13 protein-coding genes and 1 pseudogene are annotated in these 20,413 nt (G+C 36.3%); 5 read left to right on the forward strand and 9 right to left on the reverse strand.

The features are described 5' to 3' along the window. Window positions 1-839, reverse strand: an 839-nt coding sequence (locus tag BMZ04_RS15225; protein ID WP_093272825.1) for an IS110 family transposase, incomplete at its 3' end; no start/stop codon positions are given. 238 nt (window positions 840-1,077) lie between these two features. On the opposite strand from BMZ04_RS15225, the pseudogene xerA reads away from it, so the two are divergent. Then, a pseudogene (xerA, locus tag BMZ04_RS15230) lies at window positions 1,078-1,918 on the forward strand (site-specific tyrosine recombinase/integron integrase). Window positions 1,919-2,397: 479 nt separating this feature from the next. Here the strand turns inward: xerA and BMZ04_RS15235 are convergent. Beyond that, window positions 2,398-3,744, reverse strand: coding sequence for an alkaline phosphatase (locus tag BMZ04_RS15235; RefSeq protein ID WP_093272828.1), 1,347 nt, complete (start codon window positions 3,742-3,744; stop codon window positions 2,398-2,400). Between the two features lie 649 nt (window positions 3,745-4,393). On the opposite strand from BMZ04_RS15235, the gene BMZ04_RS15240 reads away from it, so the two are divergent. From BMZ04_RS15240 to BMZ04_RS15255, 4 genes are all read left to right on the forward strand, one after another. Next, the gene (locus BMZ04_RS15240; protein WP_093272832.1) at window positions 4,394-4,846 is read left to right on the forward strand and encodes a chemotaxis protein CheX; all 453 of its coding nucleotides are present in this window, start codon (window positions 4,394-4,396) and stop codon (window positions 4,844-4,846) included. A 226-nt stretch (window positions 4,847-5,072) separates the two neighbouring features. Then, window positions 5,073-5,195 carry a cytochrome c oxidase subunit 2A gene (locus BMZ04_RS15245; RefSeq protein WP_093272835.1) on the forward strand — a complete coding sequence of 41 codons (123 nt, stop codon included), beginning with the start codon at window positions 5,073-5,075 and terminating at the stop codon, window positions 5,193-5,195. 20 nt (window positions 5,196-5,215) lie between these two features. Next, window positions 5,216-5,692: a cupredoxin domain-containing protein gene (locus tag BMZ04_RS15250; protein ID WP_093272839.1), complete on the forward strand. Its 477-nt coding sequence runs from the start codon at window positions 5,216-5,218 to the stop codon at window positions 5,690-5,692. A gap of 1 nt (window position 5,693) precedes the next feature. Next, window positions 5,694-7,361: a b(o/a)3-type cytochrome-c oxidase subunit 1 gene (locus BMZ04_RS15255; RefSeq protein ID WP_093272843.1), complete on the forward strand. Its 1,668-nt coding sequence runs from the start codon at window positions 5,694-5,696 to the stop codon at window positions 7,359-7,361. 49 nt (window positions 7,362-7,410) lie between these two features. Here BMZ04_RS15255 and BMZ04_RS15260 read toward each other — a convergent pair whose 3' ends face one another. From BMZ04_RS15260 to BMZ04_RS15290, 7 genes are all read right to left on the reverse strand, one after another. Further along, the gene (locus tag BMZ04_RS15260; protein ID WP_143128311.1) at window positions 7,411-8,145 is read right to left on the reverse strand and encodes a CsxC family protein; all 735 of its coding nucleotides are present in this window, start codon (window positions 8,143-8,145) and stop codon (window positions 7,411-7,413) included. A 208-nt stretch (window positions 8,146-8,353) separates the two neighbouring features. Next, window positions 8,354-9,100, reverse strand: a complete 747-nt coding sequence (locus BMZ04_RS15265) for a CsxC family protein (RefSeq protein ID WP_093272847.1) — start codon at window positions 9,098-9,100, stop codon at window positions 8,354-8,356. A 423-nt stretch (window positions 9,101-9,523) separates the two neighbouring features. Further along, window positions 9,524-10,267, reverse strand: a complete 744-nt coding sequence (locus tag BMZ04_RS15270) for a CsxC family protein (protein ID WP_369802675.1) — start codon at window positions 10,265-10,267, stop codon at window positions 9,524-9,526. A 357-nt stretch (window positions 10,268-10,624) separates the two neighbouring features. Next, window positions 10,625-14,782: a BC_2427 family protein gene (locus tag BMZ04_RS15275; RefSeq protein ID WP_093272851.1), complete on the reverse strand. Its 4,158-nt coding sequence runs from the start codon at window positions 14,780-14,782 to the stop codon at window positions 10,625-10,627. Between the two features lie 394 nt (window positions 14,783-15,176). Next, window positions 15,177-17,078 carry an ATP-dependent DNA helicase gene (locus tag BMZ04_RS15280; RefSeq protein ID WP_093272854.1) on the reverse strand — a complete coding sequence of 634 codons (1,902 nt, stop codon included), beginning with the start codon at window positions 17,076-17,078 and terminating at the stop codon, window positions 15,177-15,179. A 386-nt stretch (window positions 17,079-17,464) separates the two neighbouring features. Continuing rightward, window positions 17,465-18,592: a THUMP domain-containing class I SAM-dependent RNA methyltransferase gene (locus BMZ04_RS15285; protein ID WP_093272858.1), complete on the reverse strand. Its 1,128-nt coding sequence runs from the start codon at window positions 18,590-18,592 to the stop codon at window positions 17,465-17,467. After that, window positions 18,589-20,313, reverse strand: coding sequence for a GGDEF domain-containing phosphodiesterase (locus BMZ04_RS15290; RefSeq protein ID WP_255367951.1), 1,725 nt, complete (start codon window positions 20,311-20,313; stop codon window positions 18,589-18,591). Before BMZ04_RS15290 ends, BMZ04_RS15285 begins: the two co-directional genes overlap by 4 nt. Between the last annotated feature and the right edge of the window lie 100 nt (window positions 20,314-20,413).

Genomic DNA, 20,413 nt, shown 5'->3' on the forward strand with positions numbered 1-20,413 from the left:
GCCATTTCGGCTAATTGACTGTTCACGGATTCAATTTCGCTTTCTAATAAGCGATATTGACGAAGGAGAGTGGCGATTTCTTGTCGGGCCATCTGAGTACCTTCTGTCAATCCAATAGAGTTTATGGAAGTCTCTATAAGAAGCTTCGCTTTAGGTAATTGAGGTGCTCTCATCCCCTCTACCTGACGGTAGAGAAAAACAAGCTCTTCTGCTGTTTTACTTTGAATATCTTGTGGCAATGGTGCCTTTTCCAATGTGGCCAGCGCCATCTTCCCAAAAGTGGGAAATACCTGAGTAAACTCAGGGAAATAACGATCTAGCCAACGAATGATTCGATTTTTTATACTTGCTAGATCCTCCGTTAACTTGGATCTGAGAGTAGACCCAATACGCAGTTCAGCTTCTATTTCTTTTAATATGCGAGGATAGCTAAAGCGTCCGTCTTTCAATAACCGGGCGATGACTAATGCATCTTTTTTATCGTTCTTAGTCGGTAGGTTATCATCTAGTTCTTTCGAGCGTTTAACATGTAAGGGATTCACCATAACGAGTGGTATACCATATTGATCCAAGAAATAAGCTAAGTTCATCCAATAGTGACCTGTCGGTTCAATGCCAACGATGACCTCTGTTTTCTCCGTTTCCTGCATCGTTTGAAGAATCTTGTCATACAAACTCTCGAAGCCTTCTTTTGATTGATGAACAGGAAATGCTTTTTCTATCATGCGGCCGCGTTCATCAACGAAGCAGGCGTAATGAACTCGCTTAGCGATATCCATGCCCACAACCAGTGTGTTTTCAGTAACTTGATTAATTTTTTGATTCATTTTAGAATTCATAGAGGGGTCCTCCTTGTTTGATGATGGGTCAATGCCAGTTGACACTCAGCATCATACTAGAGGACTCTTTTTCTTGCAAGACCCTGAAGATCTTTCAAACAGGAATGCTGCCCCGCTAGTTTAAGTGAAGTATTTTACATAGTCAAATGAGTTATTTGAAATGATTTATTTCCGTGTCTACAATTCTATTAAGTTGGCAATAATCCTTTTAGTATTACTATTTTAAGGGTGAATGAAATTGCTACTGTCAAAAGCATGGGCTTCGTTTGAAGCGGATAAACGAATAGAAGGCTTTTCGCCACAAACGTTGAAGGCATACCAGTTACAGTCTTTACTACTAATTGGTTATTTTAAGGATGTAGAGATAGAATTGCTGGATTCAAATCAACTAAAGGAGTATCTTGCAATATCCTGCAAGCATTTAAAACCAGCCAGTCTTGCACATCGTATCCGCTTTTTGAAATCATTTTTTCGTTGGTCTCATGAAGAAGGATACCTGAGTAAGAATCCAACTTCCAAAATAAAAGAACCCAAAGTAGGCAAACGGATACCCAAGTATTTAACCGAACGGGAGATTGAACACCTTCGTGAATCCTGTCATTCCCCAATGGAAAAAGCGATTTTTGAATTCATGTTTTCTACCGGTTGTCGAATTGGAGAAATAGTTTCGCTAGAAAAGAACCATATAAATTGGTCCAATCAATCCGCAATTGTTAGAGGAAAAGGTGATAAGGAAAGAGAAGTTTATTTTAATACACGTTGTGACATATGGCTTAAACGTTATATGGAAAGCCGAAATGACCATAATCCTGCTATCTTTGTGACGACAAGACAGCCACATAAAATGAGTGTCGCCCAAATGCGATACATTATCAAGCGAATTTCCAACCGTGCGGAAATCAACAAAGAGATTCATCCACACCAACTTAGACACAGCTACGCAACTCATTTGTTGAATAATGGAGCTCCTACCCGAAGTCATACAAAGTCTTATGGGGCATGAGAAAAGTGAAACCACCAAGATATACGCTCAATTAAGCGGGAGGCTAAGGAAAGAGTATTATCAGAAGTACTTTTAAATGTAAAAGGAGCAACATCTGAAAGACGTTGCTCTACTTGACTAAAGACCCATTAGTACAATAAGTTCAACAAAAAGAGCATTAATCCAGAATCAACGATCCTATTTATTTCATCAATTCTCTCCAAACTTTTTTTTTGTTCAAATTGTTCAAAAACAACTTTTTCTTCAATTTTTCCTTCTTTTTGCCCGATTTTCAGGCGTTTTTGCGTTAATCCTTCTTATAACAACCCCACAGTAGTTTAAAAATAAAGATCACTTGCTTTCCTTTCCATATAGCTCACACATTTGCTCACATACTTATTTTTATGAGTTATTTTTATTTAACTTAGTTGATTTTACTATTACGTAAAGCCTCAATAAAACTTGATTATAAACTACATAAAAAAAAGACCGTAGCCAATCCCGACTTTCGTCGAGCTTGGTTACAATCTTTCCATTTGGAAATTTAATACATGCTTTTCTAAGTTTACAAAAGACTTATTTAAGCTTCATTGCATCTGCAATTATTTTTGGTAAGTCTGTGTTATCGTGGAATCCTACAAATTTATCAGATTGTGGACCGAATGCAAATACTGGAACAGGTGCTGCAGAATGACCATATCTTGTCCAGCCGATACCTGCACGTTCACTTAATACTTTATTAATAGCAAGTTTTGCGTTTTCTGCTTGTTGAATAGTTTTTACTTCATCAACCGTTAAATCAATTCCAGTGTATTGTTGTACAACCTCTTTTACATTTAAACGGTCTTCGTTTAGTTGTTCAGCCATAAATCCACCGGTAGCTGTTACATTTTTAAGAATCTCAGCAGCAGCATTTGATGATGTAGCTGAACCAACTGACATACCACCAGTCTCATGATCACCAGCAATAATGACTAATGTTTTGCCATCTTGTTGTGCAAATTCAATTGCTTCTTGCACTGCTTCTTCAAAAGCTTTTGTATCATGCATAGCGTAAGCAGCATCGTTTTCTTCACCTGCCCAGTCAATTTGACTTCCTTCTACCATTAAGAAGAAACCATCTTTATCTTGACTTAAAGCATCAATTGCCGTTTCAGTCATTTCAGCTAGGCTCGGCTCTTCCGTTTCAACACGATCGAATTCAGGAGCAAGTGCATCATCTGCAAATAGACCAAGTAATTTTTCTCCTTTTTCTACATTCACATTTCCAATTTCTTCTAATTGAGCGCGTGTTTCTGCAAACTCGAATCCTTTTTCTTGTGCTTCATCGATTAAGTTTAGTTCAGTTTGCTTACCGCCTTCTGAAGATGGTAAGAAATAGTTTTTACCGCCACCTAAAATTACATCTACACCGCTTTCTTGTATATATTGGCGGGCGATTTCTGTTTCATTACTACGGTGTTCCACATGAGAAGCAAAACTAGCGGGAGTTGCATGTGTAATGGTAGAAGTTGCCACTAAACCTGAAGATTTCCCTGCTTCTTCTGATGCTTCAAGAATTGTTTTTACTTCGTTACCGGCAGTATCAAAACCAATGACACCATTGTTTGTTTTTACACCAGCAGCCATTGCCGTACCGGCAGCAGCAGAGTCTGTAATATCTGCATTTGCTGAATATGTAGTATACATTCCTTTAATATGTGAATCCCAAACTGCTTCTTCCCCTTTAAAAATACGGTAATTTGCTGCGTGATTTGCACCGAACCCATCAGGAATCATATAAATAACATTTTCTACTGGTCCGTTCCAATTTTGTTTAACTTTTGGAGTGACATCTTTTTTTGCAGCATCTGCATTACTTAAACCCACTCCCGAAAGAACAAGTCCAGTACTTAGTGCAATAAGGCCAACTTTTTTAAACATGAAAACCTCTCCTTAAAAAATATTATTTTTGTTACTATTAATAGTCTAGTTGTTACGTATTAATAGCGAATTAAGGAGCGATAAATGTTTGATGACAAATTTTTAGCCATATTACCTATACAAATTTATTTTAAATTGAAAATATAATCCTAAAGAAGTGTATTTACGGAACATTTAGTAAAACGGGATAATAATGAATAGAATTATGGAATTTTCTCTTAACAATATTTACATTTGAAAAGCCTAAATACCGGCTTGGATATCTCTCCCGATTTAACTTGACTCAGCAAATAATAACTGTTGAGTCAAGTTAAGCCTCCGGCGGATGTCACAGATTTTGGATGGGAGTTAATTGCGCAAGCGCAATTCAAAATCTGGACGCAATTACGCCGAGGCGTAATTGATTTATAAGCATTATTTTGGTTGTGGGGCTATGGAACGTAACACATAAGCTGTTATTCCACTAAATAAAAGAACAGTAGAACCAATGATTAGAGCTAGCATGTAAATCGTCCTCTCAAATACATTTGAAATTCATTCTCATTTACAAGATAACACATTATTTCACTACTTTCTACAAATTCTATTCTTTTTCACGCTTTTTCATGCTAAAATTGTACTATATCTATATGTTAAGGATGGGGAAAAAATGAGTGCTTCAAAGCATATACAAACTATATTAAATGGAACAATCCAATCATTAAAATCAGTTATCCCTCTTTCGATGGATATAAAGTCCCCCTCTCTAATGGTACAACCTTTTGAGCAAACAGAAATGAGTGTACTTATAGGAATTATTGGTGATATTAAAGGTCGCATAATAATAGATTCAACTTCTAATGGCTTCTCCAAGATCGGAGCGACAATGTTCGGAATGCCTTTAGAAGGTGAGATGCTCGAATCTTTTACTGGAGAACTAGGTAATATGATTGCTGGCAACTTGTGTACATCTGTAGCTGCAAATGGAGTGGAAATTGATATCACTCCCCCTACTGTTATTGTTGGGACAACCAAATTATTCGGATTTCAGCATGCCTTCAAATTACCTGTTGAAATTGAGGATGTTGGTGAGTTAACGATTATATTAACGATTGATGAATAGCATGAAACGAAAAGAACTTCCTGATAAAAGGAAGTTCTTTTTTTATGCAAAAATAATTAACTGAATTATTTGATTACTAATCTCTTTTTGCATATGTGAAAATACAGATTCATTCTTCACATTTAATTCACACAATCGGTTATAAAGTGTGATTTTTATCACATCTTCTATTTAAATATGTATTTATGATATTACTATACAAGAACGAATTTTGGAGGTGCATAAAATGTCGAAAAAACGTGAGAAAGAGCCAGATTTAAAAGGTACGCTTTACTCGGTTGGTTTTCTCGGGGCATTTATATTAATCACATGGTTTATGGCATTTTATTTATTTATTGATCGATTTTGATTTATAGGAGGTTCGAAATTATGCATATTCATAAATATGAAAAATGGTGGCTCACATTTGGAATTGGCTCACTCGTTTTATTTTTAGTTGTTGTTGGTTTTAGCGCTTTTCATTATGGTTCTCATCCACCAAGTGCGAAAGTATATGTGGATCCTGAACGCGTGGATGAAATTGCACCATTTAATAATCCTGGTGTTCATAAAGTGGAAGGGAAAGATTGGGACTATGAAGTGGTGTTTGTAGCATCTGCCTTTTATTATAATCCACCTGAAATTGAAATTCCGCTTGGATCTACGGTTAAGTTTATCGCAACGACGAAAGATGTAGTACATGGTTTTCAGGCGGCCGGAACAAATATAAATATGATTCTGGAACCTGGTTATGTATCGGAATATGTAACAACGGTAGATAAGGCAGGAGAATATTTAATATTATGTAACGAGTATTGCGGGGTTGGACATTCGTCCATGATGTCTATGTTAAAGGTGGTAGAGTAAGATGACAACTATATCAGAAAGAGCAAAGGATTTAGTAAAAGTAGATAAAAGAGATGGCAAACTAGCCCTCGCACATGTTTATGTCGCGTTCATCGCATTAGCGATTGGTGGTCTTTGTGGTCTTTTACAAACGTTAGTACGTTCTGGAACATTTACACTCCCATGGGGAATTGGCTATTATCAACTATTAACGATTCACGGAGTCCTCTTAGGTCTTATTTTAACAACTTATTTCATTTTTGGTTTTCAAATTGCTGCAGTAAGTAGAACAGCTGGAACATTAACGGATAAACAACGCTTATATGGTTGGATTGGTTTTTGGATCATGACGATTGGTACTACTGCATCATCTATTATGATTTTAATTAACGAAGCTTCCGTTTTATATACATTTTATGCGCCATTACAAGCACATTGGATTTTCTATGCAGGCTTAGCATTAGTAATTGTCGGTTCTTGGATTGGTGGAGCAGGACTTATTTCGAAATATGTGGAATGGCGTAAAGCAAATCCAGGTCAACCAAGTCCATTACTCACTTTTATGGTTGTCGTTAACTTATCTATGTGGATTATTTGTTCGTTAGGAGTAGCGGTTGAAGTATTATTCCAACTACTTCCTTGGTCTTTAGGTTGGGTTGATAAAGTAGATGTATTACTTTCTCGTACATTATTTTGGTATTTCGGCCATCCGCTTGTTTACTTCTGGTTATTACCAGCGTATATGGTTTGGTATGCAGTTATCCCAAAAATTATTGGTGGGAAAATTTTCTCTGACTCCCTTGCTAGATTATCATTTATATTATTCTTACTTTTCTCTATTCCTGTAGGGTTCCACCATCAATTAACAGAACCTGGAATAAGTTCTTTCTGGAAGTTCCTACAAGTAGTATTAACATTAATGGTCGTCATCCCTTCTCTATTAACAGCATTCTCCTTATTTGCTACGTTTGAAATTCGTGGGCGTGCTCTAGGAGGAAAAGGAGTTTTTGGATGGTTCAAGCAATTACCATGGGGAGATGCGCGTTTTGTTGCTCCATTTATCGGAATGGTAGCATTTATCCCTGCTGGTGCTGGTGGAATTATTAATGCCTCTCACCAAATGAACCAGTTGATACACAATACCATTTGGGTAACTGGGCATTTCCATTTAACTGTTGCAACAACCGTTGTGTTAACCTTCTTTGGTGCAGCTTATTGGTTAATCCCCCATTTGACTGGTAGAGTATTAACGAAACAAATGAACAGGTTAGCAATTATCCAAGCAATTGTTTGGGCTGTTGGTATGTCCATTATGTCTGGTGCGATGCATATAGTTGGACTATCCGGTGCACCTCGACGTTCAGACTTCTCAACTTATGGAGGATCAACGCAAGCAGCTGAATGGATACCTTATCAAGTTGCACAAGCAATTGGCGGTACTATCCTATTCATTGGAATCGTTTTAATTATTTATATTGTGGTGAATTTACTTTGGTTCGCTCCTAAGGGAGAAACAGAGTTCCCAGTTGCGGAAGTTTCGGAGCATGCAGAAAAAACGCCAATGGTACTTGAAAATTGGAAAATTTGGTTAACGATTTGTATTGCATTAATCTTATTTGCGTATACAGTTCCCGTTATTGAAATAATTCAAAATGCACCTCCGGGATCTAAAGGATATAAATTGTGGTAACTATAGAAACGCTTGGTTTGCACCAAGCGTTTCTTTTTTTGGAATGATATTATCCTAAAGAATCAACTTTCACTTGTCTTACTTGTAGTACTTTTAGTGTAAGATCAAGTACAATTTTTTCACGTAGATTACTAAATGATTCACCTACATCTGTAGGACATGGTGAAAAATCAAGCTCAAAGAAATCTGCACTTATTAACTCGCAATATGGCTGCTCATTATAAAAAACATGATTTTCAAAGAAAAATTTATCCAAACGTGGAACATCACTGTTTTTCGGATTAATGAATCGAGATCTATTTTCTGAAGAACCCCCTAATATAGGGAAAACAAGGAAGTCGGCTGCAGTTAAATCTGCAAAACCGGAGAATGGAACAGTAGCAATTCGATCACGAATTACTCCATTACAATTCGTTGTAGCGTACTCAATATCTTTGCGAATAAATCCTTCTACAAACAATTTTGCTCTCGTCACTTCACGAACAGTACCATTACATAATGTCTCTCCAAAACGTACAGGAACAAGTTTACATTGCGTGATAAAAGCATCTTTAAACACTCTTTTAATTTCACTTGCTGGTGGGTTAAGCGGAATATTCGCTTCTACTACGATTTGAAGTGTAGTTTCTGCTAATACAACAGGAACTTTAACGATTGGATTAACTTTCCTTGGAACTAAACAAGGCGTTGCTGCTTCATCTGATAGAGGTGTAAGTGTCACTGCATCAACCGGACATGGAGCAGCAATTGGAAACTCTCCATGACCAAAATTTTGTTCACTCATCAATATCACCTCCTCTCAATCCTATAGTATGTTGTTTAACTCTCAGTCTCTAAGCTATTGTAATAGGTATCTTAAATATTATTGGTTAAATAGTTTCTCTTATCAGCATGATTCAAAAAGCACCACGAGAATCTAAAGGGGATTAGTTCTGGTGACTATAAAAACGCTTGGCTTTCACCAAGCGTTTTTATTCATATAATCCAATTTACTAGCAATGTTTTTTCATTGAATCCATCGCTAAAGAATCAACTCTCACTTGTCTTACTTGTAGTACCTTTAGTGTAAGATCAAGTACAATTTTTTCACGTAGATTACTAAATGATTCACCTACATCTGTAGGACATGGTGAAAAATCAAGCTCAAAGAAATCTGCACTTATTAACTCGCAATATGGCTGCTCGTTATAAAAAACATGATTTTCAAAGAAGAATTTATCCAAACGTGGTTCATCATTGTTTTTCGGATTAATGAACCGGGATCTGCTTTCTGAAGAATCACCTAAAACAGGGAAAACCAAAAAGTCCTCAGCACTTAATTCCGCAAAACCAGAAAATGGTACAGTAGCAATTCGGTCGCGAATAAATCCATTACAATTCGTTGTAGCATACTCAATATCCTTGCGGATAAATCCTTCTACAAACAATTTTGCTCTCGTCACTTCACGAACAGTACCATTACATTTTTCCGGTCCAAAACGTACAGGAACAAGTTTACATTGCTTGATAAAAACATCTTTAAACACTCTTTTAATTTCACTTGCTGGTGGGTTAAGTGGAATATTCGCTTCTACTACGATTTGAAGTGTAGTTTCTGCTAATACAACAGGAACTTTAAGGATTGGATTAATGTTCGCTGGAACTAAACAAGGTCTTGCTGCTTCATCTGCTAGAGGTGTTAGTGTCACCGCTTCGACTGGACATGGAGCAACAATTCGATGATCATTTTGTTCACTCATCAATATCACCTCCTTTCAAATTTTCATTAATTATTCATTCACTTGAATATAATCATTTTTAATCTTATCGTATGCTGTTCAACTCTTTAGTCTCTAAACTATTGTAATAGGTATCGTCTTTTTTATTTTGTTTTGAGATTATAGCCTTAAAGCAGTAACCGAATTTTCTATTTTATTATCATTCATACACTTGAATATACTATTAATCTTATCGTATGCTTTTCAACTCTCAGTATCTAAACTATTGTAATAGGTATCGTTTTTATATTTTGTTTAGAGATTATAGCCCTCAAGCAGTAACCAAATTTTCTATTTTATTAACATTCATACACTTGAATATACTATTAATCTTATCGTATGCTTTTCAACTCTCAGTATCTAAACTATTGTAATAGGTATCGTTTTATATTTTTAGATTAGAAATTAATGCCATAAAGCTGTAACTCTCACTTGTCTTACTTGTAGTACTTTTAAGGTAAGATCGACTACAATTTTTTCACGTAGGGTATGAAACGATCCATCTTCATTTGTTGGACTTGGTGAAAAATCAAGTTCAAAGAATTTTGCACTTACTAACTCGCAATATGGTTGATCATTATAAAAAACATTATTTTCAAAAAAGAATTTATCTAAACGAGGAGTATCACCATTTTTCGGATCAATGAATCGGGATCTGCTGCCTTCTGGAGAATCACCTATAACAGGGAAAAGGAAAAAGTCGTTACCTTCTAAATCTGCAAAACCAGAAAATGGAACAGTAGCAATTCGATCACGAATGACTCCGTTACAATCAGTTGTAGCATACTCAATATCTTTGCGAATAAATCCTTCTACAAACAATTTTGCTCTCGTTACTGTACGTAGAGTACCATTACAAACTTCTTCTCCAAATCGTACAGGAACAAGTTTACATTGCGTGATAAATACATCTTTAAACACTCTTTTAATTTCACTTGCTGGTGGGTCAAGCGGAATATCCGCTTCTACTACGATTTGAAGTGTGGTTTCTGCTAATACAGCAGGAACTTTAAGGATCGGCCTAGCAGGCGGTGCAATTAAACAAGGTGTTGCTCGTTCATCTTTTAAGGGGATTAGGGACGTTGCCTCAACCGGACACGGAACCACAATAGAGTGACCCTCATTACTTACTTCATTTTGTTTGCTCAATAATATCCTCCATTCATTCTTCCTTACGTTCTAACCTATGTTGCATTGAGATTAGTGTCTAAGCAAAAAACACAGAACGAAGGTGAATTCCTCTATAACATAGAAATACTATTGAGTTTAGATGCATGTATAACAGATTATCCGAGCGTTAAATATTTTTTGGCACAACAAAAGACGGCTTTACATTCAACATTCGAAAATAAAGTCGTCTTTTGTTAGTATTCAAAAAAACAGAATTCACTTTTGGAAAATGGCACCATTTCATTAATAAGTAGAAATAAATACTCAATAAGAAGTAATTAAATATGGACCATCCTTTTCTCTTTTGTTCATTAAGCTATAAATATGCTTTCATTATTAGGTTAATTGTTGATTTATCACAGTTGAAACTGTTTGTACTTGTAGTAGTTGGATTATTAATTCCATCACTATTTTTTGATGTAGTGGATGAAAAATTTGTTCCTGCTTTACTGAGTTCGTGTTTTTATCTATATTCGCATCAGCAATATATTCAATACTTTGATATATATTTCCTTCTATAAATAGTTTGCCTTTTAATGCAATACGCCTCTCATCAGCTGGTGAAGGAGCAAATCTGGTTGGTACAAACTTGCAATTTGTTAATTCCACTACTTTAGAAATTTCTTTTACTTTATTCACTTTCTCTTCAAATAAAACATCTTCGTCTAAACAGACTTCTAAGTTATATTCCCCTACTACAACCGGGACTCTCGTATTTACATACTTATGGTTGGGATATACGTTATTTGTTTCTCCTGTTTTCCTAGAATTGTCATGGATTGGTACCACAACAGCTCGATTGTAAACCTTCTGCTCTTTCATATTCTCTCGATCAACCCTTTTAAGATCAGTTGAGAATATCATTTCATGTGATTTAAAACCAACTAAATGGCAATATGGTTGTTCGTGAAAATAAGTTATCGTATCAAATAAATCGGTTTCCAATTGGGGGCTTTTGTGATCGGATGGATCAATAAATTTAAATGTGTTTTGAAAGGTACTACCGAATACTGGAGGATGGTGAAAGTTATCAACTTCTGCAAATGTGGAAATCGGAATTTTTATCGTTTTTGAACGTACCATAGTATGTCCATTAAGGTTAATTGAATGTTTTATATCAACGTTATCATTGTTTTCAATTTTATGTTTATTTTCATCATTTGAGTTATCTACTGCAGCATCTAGTGCTATCATACCTTCCTTTTCAAGGTTATTTTCAGACTGATCTGTCACAGTTTCTGGTTGGAGATCATTGCCGCTATTCGCATTAGGTAAACTAGAAGAATAATGGATATTATGAATTTTTCGGAAAACGGTTAAGGGGATTTTTATTGTTTTTTTGCGTATTTTCGTATGTTTATCAGGTTCATTCACGTGATTGATTTTCAGATTATTTTCTGTTGTGTTTAATTCTAAAATATCTTCCATTTCTATATTATGCTTAGGAAAATCAACTAAAGTTGCACTTTCCCTTTCAATAGGAGAGCGGGAATTATGAATTTTTGTCAAAGCTGAGAGCGGTATTTTTATTGTCTTTTTACTTACTGTATGGTTATTAAGTACATTTGCGTTATCGTTTTCTAAATTTACTTCTAATGTTTCTTCCTTTTCCGGAATATGCTCGGACTGAGGAATTACCTCATGCTCTGCTGTGGCTTCCATTTTATCTTCTAATATGTCTCCCTTTTCGGGATTATTAGCAGACAGTGACACTAGCTCCTGCTCTACTGCGGCTTCTTTTTGGGGAGCACTTTCAGTATTCGCTTCTATTGAGATTGGAGGATAGCGTAAATTATGAATTTTCACGAAAGTGGAGAACGGTATTTTTATTGTCTTTTTCCTTACTACTGTATCTTTATTAAGCTCATTTGCGTTATCGCTTTCTAAATTTACTTCTAATGTTCCTTCCATTTCCGAAGTATGCTCGGACTGAGGAATTACCTCATGCTCTGCTGTGGCTTCCATTTTATCTTCTAATATGTCTTCCTCTTCGGGATTATTAGCAGACAGTGACACTAGCTCCTGCTCTGCTGCGAATTCTTTTTGGGGAGCACTGTCAGTATTCGCTTCTATTGAGATTCCTGGATAGCGTAAATTATGAATTTTCACAAAAGTGGAGAACGGTATTTTTATTGTCTTTTTCCTTACTACTGTATCTTTATTAAGTACATTTGCATTATCGATTTCTAAATTTACTTCTAATGTTTCTTCCTTTTCCGGAATATGCTCGGACTTAGGAATTACCTCATGCTCTGCTGTGGCTTCCATTTCGGGATTATGCTCAGACTGAGACACTCCTCCCCGCTCTGCTGTGTCTTCAATTTGAGGTACATTGTAAGTATTCGCTTCTATAGAGATTGCTGGATAGCGTAAATAATGAATTTTTGCGAAAGTGGTGAATGGTATTTTAATTGTCTTTTTGCTTACTATTGTATGTTTATTAAGCACATTTGCGCTATCGATTTCTAAATTATCTGCTAGACCTAATATGTCTTCCATTTCGGGATTATGCTCGGACTGAGACACTCCTCCCTGCTCTGCTGTGGCTTCCATTTTATCTTCTAATATATCTTCCTTTTCGGGATTATTAGCAGACAGTGACATTAGCTCCTGCTCTGCTGCGAATTCCTTTTGGGGAACACTGTCAGTATGCGCTTCTATAGAGATTGCTGGATAGCGTAAAGAATGAATTTTCGCGAAAGTGGAGAACGGTATTTTTATTGTCTTTTTCCTTACTACTGTATCTTTATTAAGTACATTTGCATTATCGATTTCTAAATTATCTTCTAATATGTCTTCTATTTCGGAATTATGCTCGGACTGAGGAATTACCTCATGCTCTGCTGTGGCTTCCATTTCGGGATTATGCTCGGACTGAGACACTCCTCCCTGCTCTGCTGCGGCTTCCATTTCGGGATTATGCTCGGACTGAGACACTCCTCCCTGCTCTGCTGTGGCTTCCATTTTAACTTCTAATATATCTTCCTTTTCGGGATTATTAGCAGACAGTGACACTAGCTCCTGCTCTGCTGCGAATTCCTTTTGGGGAACACTGTCAGTATGCGCTTCTATAGAGATTGCTGAATAGCGTAAATAATGAATTTTGGCGAAAGTGGTGAATGGTATTTTAATTGTCTTTTTGCTTACTATTGTATGTTTATTAAGCACATTTGCGCTATCGACTTCTAAATTATCTGCTAGACCTAATATGTCTTCCATTTCGGGATTATGCTCGGACTGAGACACTCCCCCCTGCTCTGCTGTGGCTTCCATTTTATCTTCTAATATATCTTCCTTTTCGGGATTATTAGCAGACAGTGATACTAGCTCCTGCTCTACTGCGGTTTCAATTTGGGCTACATTGTCAGTATTCACTTCAGTTGAGATTGGAGGATAGCAAAAATTATGGATTTTTGTGAAAGTGGAGAACGCTATTTTTATTGTCTTTTTGCTTACTACTATATCTTTGTTAAATACATTTGCATTATCCATTTCTAAATTATCTTCAAATATGTCTTTCATTTCGGGATTATGCTCAGACAGCGACACTAGCTCCTGCTCTGCTGTGTCCTCCTTTTGAGGTACAATGTCAGTATTCGCTTCTATTGAGATTGGTGGATAGCGGAAATTATGAATTTTTGTGAAAGTGGAGAATGGTATTTTTATTATCTTTTTGCTTACTACTGTATCTTTTTTAAGCACATTTGCGTTATCGTTTCTTAAATTTTCTTCTATTATATCTTTCATTTCGGGATTATGCACAGCCAGAGGCACTAGCTCCTGCTCTGCTGTGAATTCCTCTTGGGGAACACTGTCAGTATTCGCACCAGTTGAGATTGGAGGGTAGCGGAAATTATGAATTTTTGCTAAAGTCGAGAACGGTATTTTTATTGTCTTTTTGCTTAATACTACATTTTTATTAAGCACATTTGCGTTACCGATTTCTAAATTTTCTTCTATTATATCTTCCATTTCGGGATTATGTCCAGACAGTGATACTAGATCCTGCTCTACTGTGGCTTCACTTTTGGGTGGTACGATGTCAGTATTCGCTTCTATTGAGATTGGAGGATAGCGGAAATTATGAATTTTTGCGAAAGTGGATGATGGTATTTTTATTGTCTTTTTGCTTGCTATTGTATCTTTATTAAGTACAATTGCGTTATCCAATTCTAAATTATCTTCTAATATTTCTTCCATTTCGAGATTATGCCCAGACAGTGACACTAGCTCCTGCTCTGCTGTGGCTTCCAATGGGATTGGAGTGTCACTGTTCACTTGATCCACTGCATTTATATTGTGATAATCAGAAGAAGTAGTAAAAGTAAATACGTTTTTTTGTGAAACATTTCTCTTCTGCATAGCATCCTGGTTAAACCAAGGGAGTGTAAATTCTCCTTCCTTGTTCATATAATGAAAGTCATGAGCAATAGAAGACATATATGCTTTTTCGGGATTAAATTTTATTTTTGGTATAATTTGATCGTCAAACATGAAATTTTCATCCCACCTTGTTTATTCAAAATTTTGGATGTTTAGGCCTTTGTATTATTTATTCTATGCAAATTCCTACAATTAGTTCTTCTATTCATTATGAACAAGTCCATCTATTACTAATTCCTAAAAAATAAAAAACCCCTGCATGTTCAATTGTATCTCAATCCATACAAACATGGATTTTTTACACAACCTACATAGAGGGGGTTTAACACTCAACATATAATTTTTTTGTCTTTATACTAATTTATATACTTCAGAATATTCGTCATTCTAAATAATCCGCTAGGAAATTGCCGTTAAGCCTTTCCTTAGTTAGTATATAAAATTTCTAGCGTTTCTTCAACAGTAAACGCTGATCATGCTTCTTTTTGGAGCGCCAGTATGCATATCAACCAATAATAGCTGTTGGTAAAATCCCTGTAAATCGACTTTCCAATTTCGCTTCTTCTTCATTTAATAGAAGATGAATTTCTCCATGGTCACTGGAAGTACGAATTAAACGTCCAATTCCTTGCTGTAATCTTAAGAGCATAAAAGGTAATTCCACTTCTTCAAATGGATTATTCGAAAAAGATCTTTTCGCATCAAATAATGGATCTGCTAGCGGGAATGGCAAATCATAGATGATTACTCTCGTTAAGGCTTCTTGTGGTAAATCAAGCCCTTCCCATAGATGATACGAACATAGTGTTGTATAATCACCATTTTGAAACTCTTTGACGATCGTCGAAAGCTCACGGTCCCCTTCATATACAACATTTGTAGAAGTAGTCGAACGGGAGCGGAATTGCTCCATCGCTGCTTTGGATTTAAATAATATTAATGTCTGTTGCACATTTTCTAATAATCCATCGACTTGCTTCACTTTATCTTCTTGACTTGTCTTGTGTGCATATATTTTCATCACTTCATCATAGTCGAACGGTGATTCTACAGAGAACGATTGAAACTTTTCAATTCCTAAAGAATCTGCAATATACGAAAAATCTTTTTCAATTGATAAGGTAGCAGACGAAAAAACGATTGGTAACTGAGAAGTGAATAACTTTTCATGCAAAATATCCGTTACTAGACGTGGCATGATAATAAGTGTCTCATGTCCATCAATTATCTCTAGCCACTCTACGCCGTCTCCTTTTTCCGTAAATAAACGTAAAGAGAATGAATATTGCTCCAAAAATTCCTCCACCATACGAAGTTCATATTCAGGTATCGTAAACAACTCGGACTCAAATACAAATTCCTCTAGCAAATCGTCTGTAATACGAATCGCTTGTTTGCAAATTTGCATAAGTTCTGGAGTTTTATCGATTTTCATCCGTTCGCTTTCTTCTTCGGTGCTGTTTTTTCTCAACATACCGAAAATACGGTCATGTGTTTCTTGTAACACTTCCATTAAATTCAATGTTTTTTCACGAACGCCATCTACCATGACGCGTTCTAGTAATTGAACTAGCGTTTCACTTTGCACTTCATACGTTAACGCTTTTTGCGCTGCAAACTCCAGTAAATGCCCTTCATCTAGTACAATCATGGACACATCAGGTAGTAATGGCATTTGTCCTTCTCGCACACGGGATTCCTTCGTCCAAATATGCTCCATTAGAAACTCATGCGAACAAATGATTAGATCCGTCGATTGACGATAGTTTTGGCGATGGATGGTTTGACCACAGCGATTTCGAACATCACATACTGTACATTGTTGTGTCGGATGATAATTTACCTTTTGCCAATCGGCATCGCTTACACCTGGAAATTGACTTCGTTCTCCATACGGATAAAGCTGTTGAAGAGATGAATGACCGTACACAAAATCAGGTATTTGATCTTCAATCTCTTCTAAAAAGAAATCATTATCTCCATCTTTTTGCGCTTCTTCTAAACGTTTCAAGCATAAATACTGGTCGCGTGATTTGGCTAAACGGACATCTATGTTAATATCTAAATAATTTTGGAGTTTAAAAATATCCCCTGCTTCTTTAACTAATTGCTCGATCAACGTTTCATCGGCACAAGCGATTAATGCTGGCTTACCTGTATACCGCGCATACGAAATAGCAGGTAGTAAGTATGCAATCGTTTTACCTGTACCGACGCCAGCTTCTGCAAATAATACATTTTTTTCTTTTAGTGTTTTCTCAATTTGATATGCCATGAAGATTTGCTCATCCCGACATTCAAATCCTTTTTCGGGTAATTCATCATATAAGACATCTCCCATCCAATCTCCTAATGACTCAAAGAAAGAACGGTCTTTTGATAATTGAAATGGTAACGCATTTTTCATCATAAAACTCCTTACTTCCATCAATTTTACCTGCTGTATCTGTGCTCCAATCAAATACGCCTCGGCGTATTTGCTTCCAGTTCAAGTAAGGAAGTTAGCCTAAGAACGTCGCATCCTTGCGACAACATCTAACTGACCTGCATCACGCAGGCCTGAGCTCGCTCGATAAATTCCTTAAAAAAACTGTGGCATCCGCCGGAGGCTTTAACTTTATTCAGCAGGGGTTTGTGGACCCTCGCTGAAATGTATGCATGCTTTGCATTCTTCTCACCACTTATAGAAGTGCTAAACTTCTGCTCCTGCGCTAGCTCGTCGCAAACAAACATTTGCTAAATGAAGTTATGTGAATAACGTAAAAGTAAGGGAGAAACTAATCCCCCTTACTGTTACGACCGTTTACCCCAAAACTGATAATAATCTGTTCGGATAAAACCATTAAATAATTTCCGCTTTTTCGTTGCTTTTCTTCCATATGCATTCTCAAAGTTTTCCATCGAAGAAAGCATATATACAGACCATGAAGGATATTGTCCCATCAAATGGCCCAAATCACTAATTACTTGCTCAATTTCTTCAATTTCACCAATACGTTCTCCGTAAGGAGGGTTTCCAATCATTACTCCGTCTGTTAATGATGTTGAAAAATCACGCGCTTGCATTTGCTTAAAAGTGATCAAATCTGCAAAGCCAGATTCAAATGCATTTTGCTCTGCAATTTGAATCATTTTATGATCAATATCAGTACCGATAATTTGAAGCTCTTGGTCATAATTTGCAAGGTTTTCTGCTTCATTGCGTACATCATCCCAAATCGTTTTAGGCATCCAAGACCAAGCTTCACTATGAAAATCGCGATTAAAGCCTGGTGCAATATTTTGTCCAATCATCGCTGCTTCAATCGGGATCGTTCCAGAACCGCAAAAAGGATCTACAAACGGTCGATTAGGACTCCATTTAGAAATTTTCACTAGAGCTGCAGCTAGCGTTTCTTTTAATGGAGCTTCCCCTTGGTCATGTCGGTAGCCGCGCTTATGAAGACCAGCACCACTCGTATCAATCGTAATGGTCGCAATATCTTTTAAAATGCTTATTTCGATTTTATATGTCGCTCCAGATTCATCTAAAAATCCAATCCGTTTATATGCCAGTTTTAATCGTTCTACAATTGCCTTTTTCACGATTGCTTGACAATCGGGTACACTGAACAAAGTAGATTTAACGGATTTCCCTTGCACAGGGAATGCTGCATCTACTGGTAAAAACTTTTCCCATTGAATCGCTTTTGTCTGCTCAAAAAGTTGGTCAAACGTTTTTACAGGGAACTGAGCTGCCACTATCTTTACTCGGTCTGCTACACGTAGCCATATGTTTGCACGTGCAATTGCGCGTTCGTCCCCTTCAAAATACACTTTCCCATTTTCCGTTGTTGTTTCATATCCTAATGCTTTTACTTCGTCAGCTACTATGGATTCTAGCCCCATCGCAGAAGTTGCTACTAATTTAAATGTTGTCATTGTATATTCCTTTCTTGCTTATGAATTTCCCAGAGCTCTAGAAAATCCAAAAGCGCTGAACTCGAAATTGGTTTGCTAAAGTAATATCCTTGAACAATATCGCATCCCATTTCCTTTAAAAGTTTCACTTGCTCTTTCGTTTCTGCCCCTTCAGCTATTACTTTTATATGTAATCGATGCGCCATTAAAATAATGGTATCTACAATTGCTTGCTTATCTTGTAATTCTGTCATTTGTTGGATAAAACTACTATCAATTTTTAAATAGTTTAAAGGGAACCTATTTAAATAACTTAAAGAAGAATAGCCTGTTCCAAAATCATCAATCGATATCTTAAATCCCATTTGCTTCAGTTTAACTAATTTATTGACAATGCTTTCTGCATCTTGCATCACTGCTCGCTCTGTTAGCTCTAACTCCAATTGTTGTGGACTACAATTATACTTTGTAATGATCGCATTTATTCGTTCCATAAAATCATCTTGTTGAAAATGAAGTGCCGCAATATTGATGGAGACTGGTATATGCTGGGTACCTCGGGATCTCCAATCAACTATATCCATGCACACTTTCTCTAAAATAACTTCACTTAATGGGATTATTAAACCTGTATCTTCCGCATATGGAATAAACTCTGCAGGCGATACAACACCTAATGTATTATTTGTCCATCTAACGGGTGCTTCCACTCCAATTATTTGTAGCGTATCTAATGACACTTTCGGTTGATAATGGACGTCAAATGCTTTCTGTTTAATTGCTTTCCTCAGTTCTGATTCTAGCAAAAGTAATCGTTCTGCATCGGTCTGTAATTCATCAAAGTAAAACGCATATTGATTTCTTCCATTTTGTTTGGCAAAATACATCGCTTTATCGGCTTTTTGTATAAGTGTTTCCACTTCTATTCCATCTTGCGGATAAAAGCTAATTCCTATACTTGATGTAATATAAATTTCTCTACCATTTATATGAAATGGCTTATTCAATAATTTATTTAGCTCGTTTGCAAAGTGTAGAGCCTCTTTCTGGTATTCTAAATTGGTAATTGTAACTAAGAATTCATCTCCTCCGTATCTGGAGACTAAATCGTTACATCGTACAATGGAATTTATTCGATTGGCGACTTCTGTTAATAATAAGTCCCCTACTTCATTCCCTAATGTTTCATTTATTTGTTTAAAGCGATCTAAATCTATTACTAGCATCGCATATTCTGTATTATTCGTTGATTTTTCGATCAAGCCTTCTAGCTGTTCATAGAATGTGTTTCTATTCATCATATTCGTTAGTGAATCAGTTAACGTCAACTCTTCCATTTCTTTTTCAAAATCTTTTTTAAGAGATATATCGGAAAAAATGCCAAAATAGTTTGTTACGCTTCCTTCTTCATTCACAATTGTATGTATCGCTAATCGTTCGGGATAGATATCTCCGTTTTTACGCTTGTTCCAAATTTCTCCTTGCCATGATCCTTTGACTTGTATGTCTTTCCACATGTTTTTATAAAAATTGGCATCTTGTTTTCCGGATTGGAGTATTCGGGGTGTTTTTCCTTTTACGTCTTGCATTTTGTATCCTGTCAATGATTCGAAGGCAGTGTTGACAAGTGAAATAATCATCTTATCATCTGTAATCATTATACCTTCCTTCGTGGCGTGCAATATTTGATCAATGATCTTATTTGGTAAAGATGAAAAATTTTCAGCTGGTAGTTGTTTCACCAAAATACACCTGCCTTAATCAAATTAAGATACTGCTTATTTTCTTATGTAGAACAGAAAAGCTCTCCTAGCTTGGAGAGCTTTGTAATTATTAAGTATA

It is taken from the genome of Psychrobacillus sp. OK032 (assembly GCF_900111345.1).
Lineage (GTDB): Bacteria > Bacillota > Bacilli > Bacillales_A > Planococcaceae > Psychrobacillus.